General features: G+C 46.4%; 20 protein-coding genes and 2 pseudogenes. 9 read left to right on the top strand and 13 right to left on the bottom strand.

The genetic code is table 11. The features are described 5' to 3' along the window. Positions 1–127 precede the first annotated feature (127 nt). Positions 128–718 carry an ImmA/IrrE family metallo-endopeptidase gene (locus ACXN9U_RS08385; protein ID WP_060963020.1) on the top strand — a complete coding sequence of 197 codons (591 nt, stop codon included), beginning with the start codon at positions 128–130 and terminating at the stop codon, positions 716–718. Between the two features lie 140 nt (positions 719–858). Here the strand turns inward: ACXN9U_RS08385 and ACXN9U_RS08390 are convergent, their stop codons facing one another. Beyond that, positions 859–1464 (bottom strand): poly-gamma-glutamate hydrolase family protein, encoded by a 606-nt coding sequence (locus tag ACXN9U_RS08390; RefSeq protein ID WP_060963021.1) that lies wholly within the window; start codon positions 1462–1464, stop codon positions 859–861. Positions 1465–1573: 109 nt separating this feature from the next. Between ACXN9U_RS08390 and ACXN9U_RS08395 the strand changes: the two genes are divergently transcribed. Beyond that, positions 1574–1951 carry a PH domain-containing protein gene (locus ACXN9U_RS08395; RefSeq protein WP_060963022.1) on the top strand — a complete coding sequence of 126 codons (378 nt, stop codon included), beginning with the start codon at positions 1574–1576 and terminating at the stop codon, positions 1949–1951. 36 nt (positions 1952–1987) lie between these two features. Here ACXN9U_RS08395 and ACXN9U_RS08400 read toward each other — a convergent pair whose 3' ends face one another. The 3 genes from ACXN9U_RS08400 to ACXN9U_RS08410 form a co-directional block, all read right to left on the bottom strand. Then, positions 1988–2941, bottom strand: coding sequence for an N-acetylmuramoyl-L-alanine amidase (locus ACXN9U_RS08400; protein WP_060963023.1), 954 nt, complete (start codon positions 2939–2941; stop codon positions 1988–1990). A gap of 143 nt (positions 2942–3084) precedes the next feature. Further along, complete coding sequence (locus tag ACXN9U_RS08405; RefSeq protein ID WP_016936467.1) at positions 3085–3219, bottom strand: PhrA family phosphatase inhibitor; 135 nt, start codon at positions 3217–3219, stop codon at positions 3085–3087. Beyond that, a complete protein-coding gene (locus ACXN9U_RS08410; RefSeq protein WP_095240872.1) occupies positions 3209–4342 on the bottom strand; it encodes a Rap family tetratricopeptide repeat protein in 1134 nt (377 codons plus the stop codon). Before ACXN9U_RS08410 ends, ACXN9U_RS08405 begins: the two co-directional genes overlap by 11 nt. Before the next feature lie 206 nt (positions 4343–4548). On the opposite strand from ACXN9U_RS08410, the gene ACXN9U_RS08415 reads away from it, so the two are divergent. Together ACXN9U_RS08415 and ACXN9U_RS08420 are read left to right on the top strand one after the other, a co-directional pair. Beyond that, complete coding sequence (locus ACXN9U_RS08415) at positions 4549–5016, top strand: DinB family protein (RefSeq protein WP_016936470.1); 468 nt, start codon at positions 4549–4551, stop codon at positions 5014–5016. A 145-nt stretch (positions 5017–5161) separates the two neighbouring features. Further along, complete coding sequence (locus ACXN9U_RS08420; RefSeq protein WP_047475431.1) at positions 5162–5926, top strand: sulfite exporter TauE/SafE family protein; 765 nt, start codon at positions 5162–5164, stop codon at positions 5924–5926. Positions 5927–6682: 756 nt separating this feature from the next. Here the strand turns inward: ACXN9U_RS08420 and ACXN9U_RS08425 are convergent. The 4 genes and pseudogenes from ACXN9U_RS08425 to ACXN9U_RS08440 all read right to left on the bottom strand — a co-directional run bounded on the left by ACXN9U_RS08425 (position 6683) and on the right by ACXN9U_RS08440 (position 10560). After that, positions 6683–7680 (bottom strand): annotated as a pseudogene (locus ACXN9U_RS08425) (LacI family DNA-binding transcriptional regulator). A 361-nt stretch (positions 7681–8041) separates the two neighbouring features. Beyond that, positions 8042–9220 (bottom strand): NAD(P)/FAD-dependent oxidoreductase, encoded by a 1179-nt coding sequence (locus tag ACXN9U_RS08430; RefSeq protein WP_060963026.1) that lies wholly within the window; start codon positions 9218–9220, stop codon positions 8042–8044. A 39-nt stretch (positions 9221–9259) separates the two neighbouring features. Next, positions 9260–9676 (bottom strand): helical membrane plugin domain-containing protein, encoded by a 417-nt coding sequence (locus ACXN9U_RS08435; RefSeq protein ID WP_016936474.1) that lies wholly within the window; start codon positions 9674–9676, stop codon positions 9260–9262. A gap of 386 nt (positions 9677–10062) precedes the next feature. Then, positions 10063–10560 carry a cupin domain-containing protein gene (locus tag ACXN9U_RS08440; RefSeq protein WP_060963027.1) on the bottom strand — a complete coding sequence of 166 codons (498 nt, stop codon included), beginning with the start codon at positions 10558–10560 and terminating at the stop codon, positions 10063–10065. 129 nt (positions 10561–10689) lie between these two features. On the opposite strand from ACXN9U_RS08440, the gene ACXN9U_RS08445 reads away from it, so the two are divergent. From ACXN9U_RS08445 to ACXN9U_RS08455, 3 genes are read left to right on the top strand one after another with little or no spacing between them, the layout of a single operon-like run. Beyond that, the gene (locus ACXN9U_RS08445; protein WP_060963028.1) at positions 10690–11673 is read left to right on the top strand and encodes a DMT family transporter; all 984 of its coding nucleotides are present in this window, start codon (positions 10690–10692) and stop codon (positions 11671–11673) included. A gap of 26 nt (positions 11674–11699) precedes the next feature. Beyond that, the gene (locus tag ACXN9U_RS08450) at positions 11700–12437 is read left to right on the top strand and encodes an ABC transporter ATP-binding protein (protein WP_060963029.1); all 738 of its coding nucleotides are present in this window, start codon (positions 11700–11702) and stop codon (positions 12435–12437) included. Between the two features lies 1 nt (position 12438). Continuing rightward, on the top strand, positions 12439–13200 hold the full coding sequence (locus ACXN9U_RS08455; RefSeq protein ID WP_049628300.1) for an ABC transporter permease: 762 nt from the start codon (positions 12439–12441) through the stop codon (positions 13198–13200). A gap of 23 nt (positions 13201–13223) precedes the next feature. Here the strand turns inward: ACXN9U_RS08455 and ACXN9U_RS08460 are convergent, their stop codons facing one another. Further along, the gene (locus ACXN9U_RS08460) at positions 13224–14042 is read right to left on the bottom strand and encodes a uroporphyrinogen-III synthase (RefSeq protein WP_060963030.1); all 819 of its coding nucleotides are present in this window, start codon (positions 14040–14042) and stop codon (positions 13224–13226) included. 173 nt (positions 14043–14215) lie between these two features. Here ACXN9U_RS08460 and ACXN9U_RS08465 point away from each other — a divergent pair, with 173 nt between their 5' ends. After that, positions 14216–14401 (top strand): DUF8096 family protein, encoded by a 186-nt coding sequence (locus ACXN9U_RS08465; protein ID WP_003154919.1) that lies wholly within the window; start codon positions 14216–14218, stop codon positions 14399–14401. A gap of 38 nt (positions 14402–14439) precedes the next feature. Here ACXN9U_RS08465 and ACXN9U_RS08470 read toward each other — a convergent pair whose 3' ends face one another. The 4 genes from ACXN9U_RS08470 to fdhF all read right to left on the bottom strand — a co-directional run bounded on the left by ACXN9U_RS08470 (position 14440) and on the right by fdhF (position 20543). After that, on the bottom strand, positions 14440–15624 hold the full coding sequence (locus ACXN9U_RS08470) for a macrolide family glycosyltransferase (RefSeq protein ID WP_489202419.1): 1185 nt from the start codon (positions 15622–15624) through the stop codon (positions 14440–14442). Continuing rightward, on the bottom strand, positions 15621–16841 hold the full coding sequence (locus tag ACXN9U_RS08475) for a cytochrome P450 (protein WP_489202420.1): 1221 nt from the start codon (positions 16839–16841) through the stop codon (positions 15621–15623). The genes ACXN9U_RS08470 and ACXN9U_RS08475 overlap by 4 nt, the downstream gene beginning before the upstream one ends. 209 nt (positions 16842–17050) lie before the next feature. Next, positions 17051–17593, bottom strand: a complete 543-nt coding sequence (locus tag ACXN9U_RS08480; protein ID WP_489202421.1) for a helical membrane plugin domain-containing protein — start codon at positions 17591–17593, stop codon at positions 17051–17053. After that, on the bottom strand, positions 17586–20543 hold the full coding sequence (gene fdhF / locus ACXN9U_RS08485; protein WP_489202422.1) for a formate dehydrogenase subunit alpha: 2958 nt from the start codon (positions 20541–20543) through the stop codon (positions 17586–17588). The genes ACXN9U_RS08480 and fdhF overlap by 8 nt, the downstream gene beginning before the upstream one ends. A 124-nt stretch (positions 20544–20667) precedes the next feature. Between fdhF and ACXN9U_RS08490 the strand changes: the two are divergent. Further along, positions 20668–21146, top strand: a pseudogene (locus ACXN9U_RS08490) (DUF4309 domain-containing protein). Positions 21147–21204 lie beyond the last annotated feature (58 nt).

Raw genomic sequence — 21204 nt, forward strand, 5'->3', positions numbered from 1 at the left:
GCTTAACGTTCAGCCGATATAATATCTGAATGTTTATTTTTGAAAGAAAAGGGAATTGATTCAAAGTCCGATCAGGGCTTTTCTTTCTCGCTTAAAAAAGAACATATGTTCGAAAGGGTGTATTCAATTGGGCGATTTTTTAACACATCTTGAGGAATACGTCAAAAACTTATATTGCCGCATGGGAATGACCGCCCCCCTCCATATTGATATGCAAACGATTGCCAAGGAGCTTGACATTTGGATTCATTTTGAAGATACGCACAGCATGATGCTGAAGCGGGACGGCATGTACAGCATCGTCCTGAACCAAAGAAAGTCACCCGAGGAACAATGGGAGGATTTTGCACACGAACTGTGCCATGTGCTGAAGCATACCGGGAACCACTTTTACATGAACAAGCTGTTCAGGGAACTGCAGGAATTCCAGGCCAACCATTTTATGTACCACTTCTGTGTACCGACCTTTATGCTGTTAAACATGGAGCTTCCCCAGCGGAGGAACCACGCCGTCATTTTAATCGCAGCCGCTTTCCGGGTGACGGCGTCATTTGCGGAAAAAAGGCTTGAGCTGTTTGAACGGCGTAAAGCAGGTATTCAATTTCAGAAGCGGCTCACTTGTCTGCTATCCGACAAGCGGCCGAATGTGTATTACGAAGGCAGGCAGACACACTTGCATGCCGCTGAAGAACAATCGCCGTATTTTATTGAAAATTAGCGATTCTCTGCCGGCTTAAAACGCAGCCGGCAGAATGTCATCATGTTGACATCGGAGGAAAGGTTCTTGCATCATGAAGCTGTTCTCACCGTGCTGCCAGCCAAGCACTTCTTGCTCCCCACAGACCCTGTGAACCCTGTTCATTTATCATAAAAACCGAGTTTGACGGCATCTACATACCGAAAAAACAGATCCGTTGGCGTGTATTCTTCTCCCCGGCAGCCAAAATTGCTGAACAGCGCATTTCTCTGTGCCGTGCTTACTTCCAATTGCAGCCCCATTTTCCTTTTTGTCCGATTCACAATATTCCCGGGGTTTACACCTGCCAGCCGGTCGTTCATGTCCGTCAGCTCGGCGCTAAAACCCACTTCACGCAGCAGATCACAAATCAGTCTGGCTTTTTCCAGATCCGCGCCCCCGACGAGTGTATTTGCCGTTTCCCGATCATGGTACCCATGAAAAGCCAATGCATAATGATGAGCGGTCACTTTTTCTAAAGCCAGCGGTTCATCAAAGCGTGTGCTTGTCAAGTGGAGGGAGCGGTTGCCGCACTGCTTTGTGCCTTCAAATAAGTAAATTGAGCTTTCGTCAGAAAATGCCCGCACCAGTTCACTGACACCGGGCTCAATTCTGCCGCCGTGGGGTGCGAGGACGATACGTTCACTTCCATCATTTTCTTCATAGATAATTCTGTATTCCGATTCAGCAGCACAAAGAGCTGCGAAGCTGTCATATCGATCTTTCATGTTTAACATGCTCTCCTTTTTCAGTCAGCACCAGTTTACTCTACTCATCTAGGAATGAAAACCTTTTTATCGTATGATTTGAAAGAATACGTATCAGGAGGGATATGTCATGGGGTTTATCAATGGATTGCTGGGTAATGCGTCGACAATATCGACGGCTGAAGCAAAAGAAGAACTGGCCCGTATTCTGCTGGAAGGTGAGAATGTCAACGCCGCGTTTAAACTCGTCCGCGATATCATTGTCTTTACGGATAAGCGTCTTATTCTTGTTGATAAACAGGGACTTACGGGTAAGAAAACAGAGATTCAATCCATTCCGTACAAAAGCATTTCCATATTCAGCGTAGAAACCGCCGGCCGCTTTGACTTAGATTCAGAGCTGAAAATTTGGATTTCCAGCGCGGAAATTCCCGCTGTCTCAAAGCAGTTTAAAAAAGATGAAAGCATTTATGATATTCAAAAGGCTCTTGCCGCAGTTTGTATGTAAAAAAAACGGAAGCCCGGGGAGCTTCCGTTTTATTGATTACAGCTTTTCCTCGATTTTTGCCTTCGTTTTCGGGCCGTAAATTCCGTCTGCCGTTAATCCGCTGACGGATTGAAAACGTTTTACGGCATTTGCCGTTTTCGGGCCGTAAACGCCGTCAGCCCCGTGATGTTTTGCGCCTTTATCAGGATAAAAATAAAGGGCGGATAAAGCGCTTTGCACTTGTTTCACGTTTGTCCCTTTCGTCAGCGGGTTTGTCACTTTAATCACTCCGGACGGGAGCGGATAGGAAGACGCAGCCTGACTTTTCGAGGAAGATCCCGTCTGAGACAGCTTGATCACCTGCCCGACTGTAATGAGATTCGGGTCGGTGATATGGTTTAAACTTTGCAGCGATTTTACACTGACACCGTGTGTTGCGGCAATCTCCGACAAGGTGTCGCCTTTTTTCACATGGTATTCAGATACCGAAGAAGAAACGGCGGCCTTTTTCGCCGGCATACTGCCGTTTAATTTCTTTTCAATTTTCGCCTTCACTTCATCCCAGCGGCCTTCAGACAAAATGCGGTGCGGGCAGTACTTTCCGTTCCAGTCCTGGTGCTTTCTGATTCTGTCAATCCCCCATCCCCGCTCCTTCAGAAGCTGAGCGGCAAACTCAATCGCCAGTTCTTCTGCGGCTCTGTACCGTTCGCCGCCTGACTTGCTGTAACAGATTTCGATAGCAATCGACTTCCGGTTTCCGGTGCCGTTTGTGCCGTCTCCCGAATGCCAGGCATTCCGATCCAGCGGAATGCCCTGAATCACTTCTTTGTCATCGACTGCAAAATGATAACTCGTTGATTCGCTGTTCCCCGTCATATAGCTGATTTCATTGGCGGCGGATGCGTCGTTTGCCGTGTTATGGATGGTAATATACTCCGGCGTCATTGGGTTCGGACATTTTAACGCATATTTATCAGCCGATACGAGCCGTTTTTTCACTTCAATCCCCACTCTTCATCTCTCCTTATGCCTTTTTCATAAATAGGTGGCATTCGTAGGACAGACGCCTTGAGTATATAGACCCCCGCAATCGGATAAAAGTGGAATGTTTGCGCTTAGGCAAAAAAAAGACCCTTCCTAAGAAGGGTCTTTACTTATGTTTGGTTGCGCGCGGCAATATGAAATGTGCCGTCCGCTTGGTTTTCCAAATGGCTTTCATGGCCGATTCCCTGTGTAAAGCTGAACCCGACAGCAACAAGCAGCAATCCTGACAACAGTTTAGATTTCATATAGACAATCTCCTCTCTGGATTTGTTTTTGGGCGTGCACCATTTTTTCATAAAACGTGAGCGCTTTTTCAGGCTGTCCGTGCTCCATGTAAAATTTAGCTGCGTCATGCGCCAATTCTTCAACATACGGATACAGCATGTGCTCCTCCAGAAACTCAAAGGTGTGCCTGACGCATGCGTTATCCATCTTGCCGTATAACGCATGTAAAAATTGAAACAGCTTGACAAACAATTCATCATTGTATTCGCGGGCGATACTAAGCCCGAGGCGGTATTGCTTCTCTGCTTCGGCAGTGGTGTTCTGTTTATAAAGGACCTGTGTTAATGAGTAAATAGAATGCGGAAGATTATCGAACTTTTCTGACTTGCAAATGGAAACGGATGTCTCAAAATATTCGGCTGCTTTAGAGAGGTCTCCCATTTTTTCATAGCAGTTTCCGAGATTATATAAGGCTGAACTAATAAGACGGGGATTGCCTTCTTGTTTCGCAAGATCTAAAGCAAGTTCTAAGTGGGGCAATGCTCTTTCTGGATACTGCATGTCATCATAATTCCCTGCAATAACGAATTCACATTGGATTCTGCGGACGTTGTACGTCTCATACGATTGGTACGTTTCAAGGGCTTGTACGGCATAACTCATGGAGACGTAGGTTTGTTTCAGGTTGTAAAATATCTCGGCCATTTTAAAAGCAAACTCAGCTTTCTCGATGTCATCAGAAACGAGTGCAAGGTTTTTTTCAGCCCGTTTGTAATACATCATGGCGTTTAGGAACATCTTCTGTTTAAATTCATACATTCCTCGAAAAAAATTAAAATAGTAATCAAGCAGTCCTGTCAGCTTATACTGGCTGCCTTCAATGTCTTCCAATAATTCTGAAAACTCAGGCTGAGAAGGGTCCTCCTTTAAGGGCTTAATGTAATCCAGCATGACGCGGTGTCTGAATTCCATTAATGAATAATACAGCAGCAGATCCTGATCTTCTTCCATATCCTCGATCTCTCTCTCTACTTCACGTTTGACGCGCTCCGCCTCAAGGACGTGAAACTGCCGGATATGGGTATACCATTCATTAATTTTGAGCCCGACAAAAGAGGACGGAATAGTCTGCTTCATCCTCAATTAATCCCCCCTTTTGGAATGACCGAGATATGTCATATTTTATCATATTTGCTAGAAAAAGAAGAACGCAAAAAGACCGCAATTGTCGAATTTCGGAAATCCGCAACGATTTATCTTCATCAAGAGCTTATTGCTTGTTTCTTCCGTGCCGTTGATATAGCATATCCTTGCATCATTTTAATTCTTGATCAAATGGGGGTTTTCACATGACAGCACAAAATCAATTGGTCAGCCACTTTCTGTCACATCGAAACGTGACGATTGAGCTGGCGGAAAAAATCAGCCGCGAACATTACGATTACAAGCCGGCAGAGACATCAATGTCCGCTCAGGAACTTGTAAAACACATCGTTTATTCTTTTCTCATGTTTGCAAACGTCATTAAGGACGGAGACGGATCAGCCATCCAGAACAAGCCGAAAGAAGAAGCGGAAACAGACCTCGTCAAACTGGCGGAAGCATGTACTGAAAAAACGACAGACATCCTGTCACAGCTGACTGAAGAGCAGCTGAACCGCGAAATTGACCTGACTGCCTCTTTCGGCAGAAAAATTACCGGCTCCGCTCTCCTTCAGCTTGCCATGGAACATGAAATTCATCATAAAGGCAATCTTTTCGTGTATGTAAGAGAAATGGGCCACACGGAACTTCCGTTTTATCAGCAAAAATCATAATCCGGCCATCCGCCGGTCTGCGAAATAACAGCAGGCCGGCGGATTTTTTTGTTCTGTATAAAATTTTCCGAAAATTTAATTGATAATCGCCCCTTAATCATATATAATCTGATAAAAATAGTAGGATTATTCAGGAGGCACACAGATGACTGTAAGCATTGTGTTTATGGGGTTCATTGTCGGAACGCTGGTCGGATTGACGGGTGTGGGAGGAGCGGCGCTTTTGACTCCTTTACTGATCGTTTTGGGAATCAACCCGTCAATTGCCGTCGGCACGGACCTTTTATATAACTCTATCACCAAACTGTTCGGTGTCGTTTCTCATTGGAAGCAGCGCACCGTTCATTTTAAACTTGTCGGCTACTTGGCGCTCGGAAGTATTCCCAGCGCAACAGCCGCCATCGGCATTCTTCACCTGTTTCCCGCTTTTCACCAGCATCAGGAGCAGATTATCAAACAGGCGCTCGGCTACGTGCTGACTCTTGTCGCCATTTCCATTATCGCCCGCCTTTTTTTCGATAAAAAACTGCGGCCGAACCGCTGGCAGCAAAAAACGCTTGAAGAAAAACGGACACTTATGATACTGATCGGCGTCATTTTCGGTTTCATCGTCGGCTTGACATCTATCGGGTCCGGCTCATTATTCGCGATCGCTATGCTGTACCTGTTCAGAATGAAAACTGCAGAAGTGGTGGGAACAGATATCGCACATGCCTTTCTGCTCGTAACGGCCGCAGGTCTGTTAAACGCAAGCTTCGGCAGCGTCGATTATCTGCTCGTATTGAATCTTCTGCTCGGCTCCGTACCGGGTGTGCTCCTCGGCAGCTTCTTTTCGCCGAAATTTTCTCCGCGCCCGCTGCAGTTTGTGATGGCGGCGATTATTTTGATCAGCGGAATAAAATTAATATAAAAAAAGCGTCCTTTACAGGAACGCTTTTTTATTTGGAAAATACCCCCAACGAGGCACCTCTATTATTACCTTACACTTATTAAAATATAAACAGCAAACGTAACAATGTATACCAGAAATGATCCAGCCATAAATTTCACGGGTTTTCTTGAGACGTTTAATACTCCTCTTAATCCGTCATTCAAAATCATTCCGAAAAATGTCACCAGTGTAACTCCTAAAGCGAGCATTGAAATCAAAAAAAATAACCTGCTCCATGTCAAATTATCCTCCATTTACATTCTATTTTTTCAAATATGCCGATTAGTCTGGGAAAAAGATAAGACGATTGCGACCGGACATTTTCATTACCAGAAATGAAACGTTACGAGGTTCATAGCAGCAGAAAAAAATGTCTCTATTAAAAAACCATTCCGTATTGATTGCTCTTTAAAGTGTCATTCCATGATTATAACTTAATCAAGTATGCAGTAACATTTTTCTTCTGCCTGCATTTTCGGGACTTCCCATTTTCACAATCCAATTCAAAAACAAAAAAGCAACCCTTTCACGGATCGCCTTTTCCCTTATAACGTCACACCGGACTTAAAAATCGATCTGCCGGACTGATAAAGTCCGCAAGAAATTGCCTTCACCGAACTGAAGGAATTTTTCAGGATATTGAATGCAGCTGCCGCAAGCTGTCCGCTTCCTGCTGCATTTATGCACACGTTAACATTTTTCCGTACAAAAAACCCGGATATTCAGACGGGCGGTTTATGTGAGTTTTTTGATTGAATCTCTTATCATCACCTCAGTGTTTTCATATATTTTTTCCGCCGCCGTATTCGGATCAGCGATAAGCGCCAGAATCTTCTCGGCGCCGAGGATACTGATTTTTTCAACCGGGCGTTTTACGGTCGAAAGCCTCGGCGTCATGTACTGTGAAATGCCGATGTCATCAAACCCAATGACGGATATATCTTCGGGAACGTTCAGACCTTTGGCGAAAATGGCGTTCATCGCTCCGATCGCCATATCATCATTTGAACAAAAAACAGCGGTAGGCGGTGATTGAAGCGCCAAGAGTTTTTCCATCGCCTGACTGCCGCTCTCCATATCGTAGCGGCCTTTTACACTGTATTCTTGCTTAATCGGAATAGAATGATCAATTAAAGATGACAAATATCCTTCTTTCCGCTGAGAAGTTGACCTGAATCCTTCTTTTCCCTCAATGATCGCGATATCTCTGTGTCCGTTTGCGATCAGGCAGTCGACCGCCTGTCTGGCGCCTTCTTTATCGTTTGACAGGATATTCGTGATGTTCCGGTCATCAATGTCCCGGTTCAGCACAACGAGCGGGATGTTTTTCTCACGGATATGATAAATAAAGGAATTATCACTGTCGCTTTGGCTCATTAAGATGATTCCGTCATATCTCATGGGCGTAATGGTTTCAAAGCTTTTCAAGTCGTCAATCGCGCGGACGAACAAATTGTATTCCTCACTGATTGTGCGGTTTACTCCTCTGATGGTATCGGAAAAAAGCTGTGTGAAGTTCCGTTTGTGATGCTTGTAAAAAACAGTCCGATCGTATGGGACTTTTGCATGGCAAGGCTTTTTGCATTTACATTCGGTGTGTAATTCAGCTGTGAAGCGAGCTTTAATATCTTCTGTTTTGTATGCTCTTTAATGTAGGGGCTGCCGTTCAGTGCCCGGGATACCGTTGTGTGGGATACGTTGGCGAGTTTTGCGATATCTTTTATGGTTACCATCTGTTTTCCTTTCTCCCTGTATACTGTCATTTATTTCTATTGTACCATTAACGGACAGTCCATAAAATCACTAAAGTTGAGGTTTTGCATGATGTAAGTCCTGAACGGGCTCGGCATGCTGCCTGTCTGTCAGCTTATCCATCATACCGATAACAGCATGGCGCACAGCAAAAGGAGCCTAAAACGTGTCTTTCGTCTGAGATGTATTCGGGATATAGCCGGTATTGATCAGCCTGATGCCTGAAAGAAACACTGATGACGAAAGACAGAAATTCAGCGCATCAGCCGCGGCGCTGACTGTGCACGTTAACATTTAGATAAAAAAACACTGCCGAGAAAATCAGCAGTGTCATTTGAAGGATTAGTAAGCCAGGCTGAATAATCCTTTGATATGTGTTAAATAACGTACGTTACTTGCTTCTTTCATTAAAGATGCCGGAAGACCTTTCAGCGGAGTAGAGTTCGCTCCGATGATGGCAACCGCGTCTTTACGTCCGAGACTTGCAAGCGTACCAGAGTTTACAGGCTTGAATGTTTCAAGCGTTTTTCCTTCTAAGTAAGCGAACAGGTTGTAACCGACAAGTTCACCCATCTGCCATGCGATTTGCGCTGTAGGCGGGTATGGACGGCCGTCCGGCGCAAAGTATACTGCGCTGTCTCCGACAACAAATACATCTTCGTGAGAAGTAGATTGTAAGAAATCATTAACAGTCGCGCGGCCGCGGTTCACTTCAAGACCTGATTCGCCGACTAACGGGTTGCCTTGTACGCCGCCTGTCCATACAAATGTGTTGGCAACGACTTTTGAACCGTCTTTCAGATCAATGACGTTTCCTTCCACGTTTGTAACAGGAAGACCTGTCAAGAACTCTACGCCGCGTTTTTCAAGACTTTTTGTCGCGCGTTCGATAAGATCATCAGGAAGAACAGGAAGAATTTTCGGACCTGCTTCAACTAGTTTCAGTTTGATTTCTTTATGGTCTACACCGTATTTTTTCGTAAGGTTCGGCATGATGTCAGCAAGCTCACCGACAAGCTCAACGCCTGTTAAGCCGCCGCCGCCGATAAGAATTGTTGCATCAGCTTCGTTTTTCGTTTTAGAGTATTCACGCACACGGTCTTCCACGTGTTTGTATACTTTGTTGGCATCCGCAGCAGATTTGAGCACCATGCTGTTTTCTTCGAGTCCAGGAATGCCGAAATAAGCCGTAACTGAACCAAGTCCGACAACAAGCGCGTCATAAGACAGCTTAGAACCGTCAGAAAGGGCGACTTCTTTTTTATCAACTGAGAAAGAATTGACTTCTGCGATTTTAATGTCAACGTCTTTTCCTTTAAGAAGTTTTTCAAGCGGCATAGCAACAGCCTGTTCAGACACGTTGCCGGCTGCAAGGCGGTGCAGTTCCGTAATAATTTGGTGAGTCGGGTATTTGTTCACAACGGTTACGCGTGCTTCATCTTTACTGTAATGTTTGCGAACGGTTAAAGCAGAAAGAACTCCGCCGTAACCAGCGCCTAAAATGACAATATGTTTTGACATCGTATATCCTCCGTCCTTTATATCAATTTGAATCTGAGATTATTTTTGTTTTTCGTTCATGATTTCAAGATAGCTGTTAGCAAAACGGAACAGCTTTTGCGCTTGAGGATCTTTCAGCATGCGCAGCAGGCCGAAAAGTCCGATCGTGTCATTGCTTGCATCCGCGCGGTCTTTTGCTTCGATCGCAGTAGCCGCAATATCTTTCGCTGTTTCTTTCACAGGCTCAAGAATTTCTGTAAGCGCACCCACTGTATCGCTCTTCAATACTTCGTCTGTCGCTACAGACTGTGCAAAATCATAAGACTTCGTTAAAATATTTACTAACTCAGTCAGTTTTGGTAGCTGATCCACTAAAACAGTCAGTGATTCTTGAACTTCAGGTTTTAGCAGCTGATCAATAAGATCGCGTTGGCCTTGGCTGACAGATGCATTTGTTTGATCGATTGTTTCTGGCATATCCGATTCTCCTTTACTATAAGCAGTGTGCTGATTTTTTTGGAAAGGGTAGCCTTTCCCCTTTCATGCAGAAAAGCATGAAAAAGCAAGATTGTGAATCCGTGCACAATCAGTTACAAAAATAAATGTTTACTACCCAGTTTTTCACTTTGCCATATTCAGTATTATTTTTATATCAACAAAAACAATTGAATAAGTCAAAATTTCTTTTTCCTCTCTGAAAATAGCAAACATAAAAAACCCCAATTTGAATTACTCTTATATAATAACACTTTTTGAACAAAATTTGAACGTGAATTGTTTCGTTTATGAAATTATTTATATGGCGGGGGTGTCATAACGTTTCTTTTAGGCTATTTTTTTACAGACCATCCGCTTTTCCCCTGTCATTTCTCCCACATTTTTATAAGCGGGCCCGTTTTTCCCGTAAAGGGATCATATTCCGGGAGCGGGACACGGCTGATTTCTTCTGAAGTTCTATCATTTTTCTCCGTTTTTGTATCGTACTGCCGGCCGCCCGGGTAAGCCCCGATCACGGTAAAATCAGAACTGGCCGACAGTTTTTTATGTCCGGTGCCGGCCGGAATGACCGCTGCGTCTCCAGTTTGAAGAACGGCGTCTGCGCCTTGTTCCCCGCCGAACCTCAAAACCGCGTTTCCTTTTACCGCGACGAGAACTTCGTGGGTGGTGCTGTGAAAATGGTGATACGGAAATACTCCGCCCCTCCAGCTGTTCGACCAATCGTGCCGGCGGAGGACGGACTCCGCTTTTTGTACCGTTTCTTCATTAAATACCGCTTTATAAATGACAAGCGGGAGATTCGGGTTATTCGGAATGCGGCCGTCATCTTCAAAATAAAGAACTTCAATATCCTCTTTCTGCATTGTGTTCACCTCCGTATATGTCTGTTTCCCATTCATCAGTTGTTAAAACGCTATTTTCACATATTCCATTGCGAAGCCTGCCGGTGAATAGTATAGTATAAAAAAATATGTGTCAAAATGAGGGATTTCATGAAAGCCATCATATTCGGAATATTGGCATCTCTGTTTTTTGCAGTCACATTTATTTTAAACAGGGCGATGGAGCTTTCCGGCGGAAACTGGATGTGGAGCTCTTCACTGCGTTTTCTTTTTATGGTTCCGTTTTTATTTTTGATCGTTTATGCGAAAGGAAAATGGGTGCCGCTCTGGCATGAAATCCGGAAAAAACCGTTTTTTTGGCTGAAGTGGAGCTTTACCGGCTTCGTGCTTTTTTATGCTCCGATTACCTTTGCGGCGGCATACGGGCCGGGCTGGCTGATCGCCGGCACGTGGCAGGTTACAATTGTCGCGGGTGTGCTCCTGTCGCCGTTTTTCTATGAAACAAAAGATTCACCGGCGGGCCCGGTTCCCGTCAGACAAAAGATCCCGCTGATTTCGCTGGTTACTTCTGTCATCATCCTGATCGGAGCAGGCCTGATTCAGCTTCAGCATGCGGGCTCTCTGTCCGGGCGCACGATACTATTCAGTGTTGTGCCGGTCGTCATCGCCGCATTTGCCTATCCGCTCGGCAATCGAAAAATGCTGGAGCAATACGGCGGTAAACTCGACACGTTTCAGCGCGTGCTCGGCATGACGCTCGCAAGCCTTCCGTTTTGGCTTCTGATCGCCGCTTTCGGCTGGCACAGAGACGGGCTTCCGTCAATGGGACAGACATTTCAATCTTTTATCGTCGCGCTCAGTTCGGGCGTTATCGCGACAGTGTTATTTTTCCGCGCCACCGATATGGTGAGGAATGAGCCGCAGAAGCTCGCTGCTGTTGAAGCGACGCAATCCGGAGAGGTTCTGTTTGCGCTGATCGGCGAGATCATCTTTTTATCCGCAGCGTTTCCGTCACTTCTTTCGTTTGCCGGACTGTTCATTATTATTGCGGGAATGGTCATGCATACATTCGCTTCCCGGCAGGCAGACCCGAAAACGGGGGAACAAACGGCAGCCGATCTCACCGGTTCCTGATTTTTTTACGAAAGGTGTCATCCTGTATGAAAGAAGAAATTCCGGCAATATCTTTTCTGTCGGCCGGCAAACGCTATAAACAAAACAATACGTCCTTTGATGTCCTCAACCAGGTAACCGGACATATCCAAAAAGGCTCTATTACGGCGTTGATAGGGCCGTCCGGCGCGGGGAAAAGCACGCTGCTGTCACTGTGCAATCTGATGAATACACCTGATGAAGGCGAAGTGCTTGTATTCGGAAGAGAAATAAGGCGCTGGGACATCAGAGAGCTCAGAAAAACCGCGGGCCTTGCATTCCAGTCAGCTCCCGTCATCGACGGCACGGTGCGGGACAACCTTCTGCTCGCAGAAAAACTTCACGGCGTGCAGCACTATACGCCTGAAGAACTCGCAGACTTCACTGATCTTCCGCACGGGCTTCTGGATCAGAATGCAAAAGAATTATCCGGCGGACAGCGGCAGAAGCTCTCGTTGGCGAGAACCCTCGCCAGCCTGCCGTCTATCCTGCTTCTCGATGAAATTACATCGGCTCTGGACCCCACATCTGTTCTCATCATCGAAAAGCTGATTACAAAGCTCCATCGGCAAAAACAGCTGACGATCCTGTGGATCACTCATAACCTTGAACAAGCGGAACGGATATCCGATACGGTGTGGTTTATGGCCGAGGGCAGGCTTTTAGAGATCGCGGAAACGAAAACGTTCTTTAAAGAACCGAAACACGAAAAGGCCCGGGCGCTTTTACAAGGGAGCGGGTGCTGATATGGATTATCTCTCTCTGTTATTTACAAGTGTATTTGTCATTATCGCTTTATTTCTGTCTAAATCTTTTAAAGCCGGCGTAGAAAAAGATATGATCATCGCAACCGTCAGGGCCGTCATTCAGCTGCTCATCATCGGCTATGTGCTGTCGCTGATTTTCCACGGTGATCACCCGGTGTTTATCCTACTCATGGTGCTTCTTATGCTCACGGCCGCTTCGCATAATGTCGCCAAACGGAAAAAAATGCGGATCGGTTCATTTTGGCGCGTTTTTCTGACACTGGCTATTGTGGAAATCGTGACACAGGGAATTTTACTGGCTCTTCATATCATTCCGTTCACTTCAAGATATGTCATTCCGATAAGCGGCATGGTCATCGGAAATTCCATGGTGCTTTCAAGCCTGTTTTTAAACCGGCTCAGTTCGGAAGCGGATCTGCGGAAGGAAGAAATTCAGCTGATTCTCTCTCTCGGCGGAACGCCTAAGCAGGCAGTCCGCCATATATTGACGTCCAGTATGAAACTCAGTATGATACCGACACTGGAAAGCCAGAAAACATTAGGTCTCGTTCAGCTTCCCGGCATGATGACGGGGCAGATTTTAGCGGGGGCTGATCCGATACAGGCGGTGCGCTTTCAGCTGTTGATCGTATTTACAACGATGGCCTCCGCTCTTCTTACATGTATCATACTCAGCGCCTTAACGTATCCATCCCTTTTCACGGAACACTGGCAATTAAAAAAATTCAGCAGGGAAGCTTAGGCTTTTCCCTGCTGAATGATTGTTTATGACAAGGTCAGAGATTCATAGTAACGGGATAATTCAATAATCATCGCTCCCATCCGCTCAATGTCCGGAGCAAGGACCCTCTCCACCCCTTCATCCTTGATCGCTTCAGCCGTCACTTTGCCGACTGCGGCGGCAAGAACATGGTTTTCGAAAGCTTGCTGCAGTTCTTTAGCGGACCCTTTTTCTTTTGCATAATCAAAGAGAGAACGCACTTGAATGGCTGTCGTAAAACATACGGCGTCAACCTCGCCGTTTAACAGCTCTCCCAGCAGTTTATCAACCGTCTCCCTTTCAGGCGGAATATGCTGATAAGGCAGAACAGGGAATACCTCCGCTCCGTTTTTCTCGAAGAATTCTGTTAAAACGGGCGCTTTTTCGCCATGAAGCTGTATCATGACTTTTTTGTCTTTAAAGTCAAACCGTTCCAAGGACCGGATCAGCCCTCTTGTTGTACCGTCTTCATCAGAGGCATGCGGCGTGATGCCGAGCTTTTTTAAGGCCGCATACGTTTTATAGCCTCTGCAGCCGATTTTCGCTTCGTGTACGGCCGCTAGAAATTCTTCTTTCAGACCTATTTTTTCTGATACGGACAATAACGTTTCTGTCCCGATGCCTGTGGTGAATATGACCCAGTCGGCTTTTTGCTCAGCAAATGTTCTTACGTCAGGTTCTATCTGATCCTCCGCCAAGTATACGGTTCCTTGGAGGGAACGGGTGACTGCCGTTCCGCCCTGCTTTTCTATTAATCTTGTGATCTCTTCTGTTTTCCGCGAACCGCCGATGGCAATCCGTTTACCTTTCAATCCTTTTCCCATCGCTGTTTTTTCTTCCCTTCAGATGCCGGGCGCCCCATGGCAGGCCGTCATTTATTTCTATTATTGTTACGCAATCAGCCGGGAAAATCAAGCTATGCTCCGTTGAATCCCCCGTGCAGTTGCTGTATCATTAACCGGGCAGAATGATTTGATTCGCGGAGGGACTTTCAATCATGGAAACAAAAAAAGAGTTCGAAACAAAAGGTTACGATACTTCGGTCATTTATGAGTTCAATGAATATCCTGATGTTCACAGCGGCCGATGTGATAATTGCGACTATACGCTGTTTAAAAGCTCAGTGAAGGGCGGAAAATTTTTGCGGGAATGCCGGAGATGCGGCATGAAGAAAAATATATAACAAAACAGGCAGCCGTCCGGCGCTGCCTGTTTTTTCAATCAATTTTCGACGGACGCCTCTTTCAGAAATTCTTCAATGGCACAAACAGCCTGTTTGGCGCCGCCGGTTTCTTCTATTTTCTGCTGCATGCTTTTCACACGGCTGAGGATGTTTTTATCACCGTAAACTTTCTGAACCTCTTTTTGGAGACGCGCCGCAGTGACTTCCTTCGGCGGCAGATGCACGCCGAGCCCCAATTCATCCACGCGCTTTGCAGTGACCTCTTGTTCGTGCATTTGCGGAACGACAACGAGCGGAACACCCGCATTCATCGCCTCCATTGTACTATTCATCCCGCCGTGAGATACGAACAGCTTTGCTTTCTTTAGTACATCAAGCTGCGGAACATGCTGGCGGATGATAAAGTGATCGGGCACATCCGAAAAACTGTCCGGATCAATTGTTGTGCCGACTGACATAATAACCCGCCATTCTGAGTCCCGAAACGCATCGATACACATTTGGTAAAATTCAGGCCAAGCGTTAAACGCAGTTCCCAGTGAGATGAGCATAAGCGGACGTTCATCAGCCGCATCAATTTCCAAACTTCCCGTATTTGTGCGTTTCCCAAGGGACGGACCGGCAAAACAAAACCGTTCATCAAAGGTTTCCTGTTTCGGCTGAAAGGCTCTTGGCATAAAGACGATATTCAGTTTTTCAGGCATGAAAAACTCTTCCATCGTCATCCGTTTCAGTTGTTCATTTTCAATTTTCTCCTGATATTCTTCTATCGCCTGTTTGGCGGCTTCCATCGTTTCTTCGTCTCTTCCTAATTGAAAATACTCATTCATTGCATAGCTTGGGCAGAACTTTACGGCCGGGATGCCGCCATTATCCGCAAATAACTTTCCGGCAAGCGCTAAAAAATCAAACAGGACGATGTCGGGAAGGTCGTCTTTGTACAGCTCTTCCAGCTGCGGAAGCACTTCAACCGCTTCTTCCAGAAACATCACAAACGCGTCATTTTTATTGACCCGTTCTTTTATCGTCTTCGGATCCGCCTTAATGCTTGTGCGGTATAAAAGAGGAACGGCACCCGTTTTGGCAACGGCAGCCTCGAATTCCTCAGTCGTAGCGAATGTCACTCTGTGCCCGCGATTGACAAGCTCTTCGGCTACGGGCAGCGTGGGATTGACATGGCCGTGAGCGCCCACATTAATAATGGCGATGTGTGTTTGTCTCATCTTTGTTCCCCTCCCTTATTTTCGTTTATCTCCGCTTCTAAAGACTCCAGCCCGTACATGACACTTTTTCGGATCGGCTCAATCCGGACGGGCTCCAGGTGTGGAAAGGACTTTATAATTCCTTTCAGTGCGGCTTCCGCTTCAAGTCTGGCAAGCGGAGCTCCTAAGCAGAAGTGTACACCGAACCCGAAGGAGAGGTGCGGATTTGACCGGCGATGAATATCAAATACGTCAGCCTGCTCAAATTTGTTTTCATCACGGTTGGCAGATGCAATATAGCAAAGAACGATATCCCCGGTTTTCAGACGGCGGCCGCACAATTCAGTATCATGCCGGACCGTCCTTCTGACAAATGGAGCGGGGGCGCGAAAACGCAGTGTTTCCTCCACCGTTTGCGCGATGAGAGAAGGGTCCTGCCTCAATTCTTCATAAAGGCCGGGCGTCTCTAATATACTGTAAACCGCATTTGAAATGAGATTAGTCGTTGTTTCATTTCCCGCTACTAAAAGCAAATTACAAAACGGAATCAGGTCTTCTGCCGAGAGCTTCTCCCCCTCTTCTTCCTCTTTGATCAAAATAGAAATAATGTCTTGGCCGGGCTGTTTTCGTTTGCTTTCTATGATTTCCGCAAAAAACGCCGCCAGCTCCGCCTCACATTGGTCACGTTCCTGCTGATTTTTCTCCGCCGCTTCAGGACTCGCATCTTTCGGCATGCTGACGAGAATGTCCGACCATTTTTTAAACTGCTCCATGTATTCGGACGGGACGCCTAATAATTCTGAAATCACCGTGACCGGCAAAGGATAGGAAAGATCTTTCACGATATCAATCCGCCCTTTGTTCTTTGCCTGTTTCAGCAGATTCTCTGTAATGTCTTCAATTCTCGGCTCCCATTCCTTCAGTACGCGCGGAGTGAAAGCGCGATTGACGGCCGATCTGATTTGGGTATGCTTCGGCGGGTCCATATTCAGCATGGACTTTGCAATCGAGCTTTTCACGTCTGGCATAAGGCTTGAGAAAGTCTCTTTATCACTGATGACCCTTTTGACATCATCATATAAAAACACACTCCATACCTTAGTTTCTTCATCAAATTGAATGGGGCTTTCCCGTCTCATTTTTTCGTACCAAGGAAAAGGGTTGTATACGTCCAGGCCGTTTTTTCCTTTCATCAGGGTTCTTTGGATGGCTTGTCTCGGGCTCCTCAGCTTACTCATGTTTTATCACTCCTGATTGTTTCATATTTGAACAGTTGACCTACTTTGAATTTTATCCTAGCACATATTTTCAATTTTTTTCTATTCATAACCTTAACTATTAACATAACACAACAAAAGTCATGAATCCGGAGGTGAAATTTTTCCCAAGAAAGCAGCGTGAACGCACAAAAAACCCGAGCCGCAAGAGAGGCTCGGGGGATTGATGTTCACTCATTCGGCTGCGGTTCCTGATGGTGCTTTTGGTCTTCAGGGGGCCGTGTATTTCTCTCCATATCGCTTGTATCAGCACCCATGCCTTTCAGGAAAGAAAACAACAGCGTGACGGCCTTGTTGATTTCCGGGTCTTTTAAAGCGCGGACGATATCAAAATAACCCGTCTTTTTGCCGCTGTCTTTCTCCTCAACAGCCTTTGTGACGCCCGCGTTGATTTTGACGATAAACGGCTCAAGCTGTTTTACATCAAGCATGCCGAGGACGCCGGTTAACAGCAGGAGATTTTTCAGCATATTGGCCGTTTCCGGCGTATTCGCCTTCTTCACGAGGATATCCATCACTTTGTCGCCCTGGCCGAAAAGCCCGCGCAGAAGCGCCAAAACGCCGCGCTCATTCATGTGCTGAAGAATGTGCAAAGACTCCAAAATCGCGTCTTTATTTTGCAGAAGAGCCGTCTCAATCTCTTCTAAATCCTTTCTTCGTTTGTCTTCTTCCGTGACGGTCTGTTTTCGGATGGTGCGGGTTGCTTTAGCCATTTTGCTGTTTCCCCCTTTTTACCGCGTCTCCCGGAAATACATAATCTTTTCGCGCCCATTTCCGCTCAACCTGGACACCGATCTGCGGCTGCGGGTTTCCGTAACGGAAATTGATTTTCGGAAGCGGATTAATGCCTTCTTTTTTTAAAATCTCCATCTTCGCTGAGGTTTCTTTATAGGCTGGTGTATCCGTATCCTTATCCGCATAGCTGCTTGTTAAAAGGTTAATGGCGGCATCTTTTGAATCGTTCATCGGCAGATAAACCTGTTTGCCTTTTACCCGGTCTGTAATGACGCATTTGACTTTCACATTTCCATACGGTGATGTCAGGCGGACAAGCGTCCCGTCTTCAAGCCCTCTTTCTTCAGCGAGTTCGGGTGAGACCTCCAGAAACACACTCGGTGTTTTTTCGGAAATTCCTTTTGACCGGTAAGTCAGGTTTCCTTCGTGAAAATGCTCAAGCAGCCGCCCGTTATTCACATGGAGATCATACTCTTCATCAAATTCTTTCGGCTCGGTCCACTGAACGGGATAAAGAACCGCTTTGCCGTCTGAAAACGGGAACTTCTCCGTAAATAAAAGCGGTGAATCGGTTCCGTCCGCCGCAACGGGCCATTGCAGTGAATTGTAGCCTTCGAGACGTTCGTAAGTGACGCCTGCGTAGAGCGGTGAAAGCATCGCCGCTTCTTCCATAATGTCTGCCGGATGTTCATAGCGCCAATCAGCGCCCAGCCGGTTGGCGATGTCCGTAATAATCTGCCAGTCAGGCTTTGAATCGCCCAGCGGTTCAAACACTTGGTAAAGGCGCTGCACCCTCCGTTCCGTATTCGTAAACGTGCCTTCTTTTTCAAGGCTCGGGCTTGCCGGGAGCACCACATCGGCGAACTCGGCCGTCCGCGAGAGAAAAATATCCTGTACAACGAAGAAATCAAGCTTTTCAAAGGCGGCATGAACATGGTTGATGTTGGAGTCTACAAGCCCCATTTCTTCTCCTTTTAAGTACATGGACTTCAGTTTTCCCGAGTGGATGCCTTCGATCATTTCATGATTTGTCATTCCGATTTCTTTCGGCAGGTCTGCTCCCCAGCCCTGTTCATACTTTTTGCGGGCTTTTTCATCCGTTACTTTTTCATAACCGGGGAAGCTGTCAGGCATGCTGCCGAAATCACTGGCACCTTGCACGTTATTATGGCCCCGAAGCGGATATGAGCCTGCCCCGGGCTTGCCGTAATTTCCGGTCACAAGCAGCAGGTTGGAAATGGCCGTGCTCGTATCACTTCCTCCGATATGCTGGGTAACCCCCATCGCCCACAGCGCGCACACACTGCCGGCTTCATGGATCATCCGTGCTACCTTAATTAAGGTCTCCTTGTCCACACCGGTATGTTTTTCAGCATATTCCATCGTGTAAGGTTCAAGGCTTTTCACGAATTCATCTAATCCGTTCACTCTTTCATTCAGAAATGCGGTATCCGCCAAATCGTGATCAAGCAGATACTTCGATACGGCGTTCAGCCAGACAATATCCGATCCGGCACGCGGCTGGAAAAACACGTCGGAGCGCTCGGCCATTTCATGTTTTCTCAAGTCCGCCACGACGAGCTTCTGTCCGTGCAGCTTATGGGAACGTTTAATACGTGTAGACAGAACGGGGTGAGACTCAGACGTATTTGAGCCGATAATCAGTACGAGCTCAGCTTTCTCTATATCTGTAATCGATCCTGTATCGCCGCCGTATCCGACCGTTCTGAACAAACCGGCCGTAGCCGGAGACTGGCAGTAGCGTGAACAGTTGTCGACATTATTTGTGCCGATGACGGCTCTGGCAAGCTTCTGCATCACGTATGATTCTTCATTCGTGCATTTGGAAGATGTGATAAAAGCAAGCGCGTCCGGGCCGAAATGTTCTTTTATATCGGTAAATTTATCGGCGATCAGCTGCAGCGCTTCATCCCATTCCGCCTCCCGAAACGAATCCCCTTCCCGTATAAGCGGTTTGGTAAGGCGCTTTTCACTATTGACGAAATCCCAGCCGAATTTCCCTTTTACACACGTCGAAATTCCGTTTGCGGGCGCCTCGGCCTGAGGTTCTACCTTTAAAATGTCTCTTCCTTTCGTCCATATATCAAAACTGCAGCCGACACCGCAGTATGTGCATACGGTTTTCGTCTTTTTGATTCTTTCATCTCGCATGGCCGATTCCATGTCTGATATGGCTAAGATCGAGCCGTAGCCGGTTTCGACGCCTTTTGTGATGTCAATCATCGGCCGAAGCGTCTCTTCATTGATGCCTGTTAAATAGCCCGCTTCGCCTTCCATGCCTTTTTCCATCATGGCATTGCACGGACATACGGTTGAACAATGTCCGCAGGAAACACATGATGATTCATTGATCGGTACATCCTGATCCCAAATGACCCGCGGGCGTTTGCGCTCCCAATCGATGCTTAAAGTCTCGGTTACCTGTACGTCCTGACAGGCTTCGACGCAGCGTCCGCATAAGATGCACTGATCGGGATCATACCGATAAAACGGATTTGATTCATCTTTAGGATACGGTTTTTGATCGAACGGAATGCTTTGATGATTGATTTTCATTTCCTTTACGGTATTATGTACTTCGCAGCTCCCATTGTTGTAATCACAAACCGTGCAGTATAATTCATGGTTGTGCAGAATGTTGTCCATGCCGATAATCTGCGCTTTTTTCACATCGGACGAAAGCGTATCAATGACATCTCCGTCCTTTATTTGCGCGGAACACGAACGGACGAGTTCCCCGTTAACACTGACGATACAAGTATCGCACGTTTCAATCGGGCCGAGACTCGGATGATAACACACGTGCGGCACGTCAATTGAACTATTGTTCAAAAGCTGCAAAACGGTTTGTCCGTCTGCGGCTTCCATTTCAACCCCATTGATTGTAACCTTCTTTGTATCAGCCATTTTCTTTTCCCCTTTCTGTACCCCTCTATACATCCTCTATGATTCCCAACCGGCCTTTCACTAAAACATCTCGTTTATCTCAGGAAACATACGGGTATGAGCGGTAAAAAGGAGGCATTCACATATGCTGAAGAAAAAAACACTCGCCACGGGATTGTCGGCCGTGATGCTCACAGGCGGCGCATTCAGCGCAGAAGCAGTTTCGGATACACAGTCTGTTCATGCCGAATCCGCTTCAAAAACGGAAAATCAACGTGCACAAGAACTGGTGAACAGCCTTTATCAATCGGCGTTTCAAGGGGAAATGCCGCAACACGTGAAAGGCCTGAAAATCAACCAAAGCACAAGACAGGACGTTTACGATAAAATCGGCTAGCCGGAACAGAAAGCGGACAGCCGCAATCCATTTGATTTATACAGCTGGAACATGTGAAAGCCCGGTTATGGATTTTCCTATCATAAAACGGCAAAATCTCAGAAATCCGCTATTTCGGGACAGGGGTGGAGCGGCGTTTAAATCTCGGCAGCGTCACACCTGACGTTTTAAGCAAACAAATCGGCAGTGATCAAACAGCAGACCATGTCAACCTAAAAGAAAGATAATCCGAAAAAGCGGCCTCCCGGGCCGTTTTTTTCATAGACAGCTTCTCCGTCATTCCTT

The sequence above is a fragment of the Bacillus sp. BACIII genome, assembly GCF_057836745.1.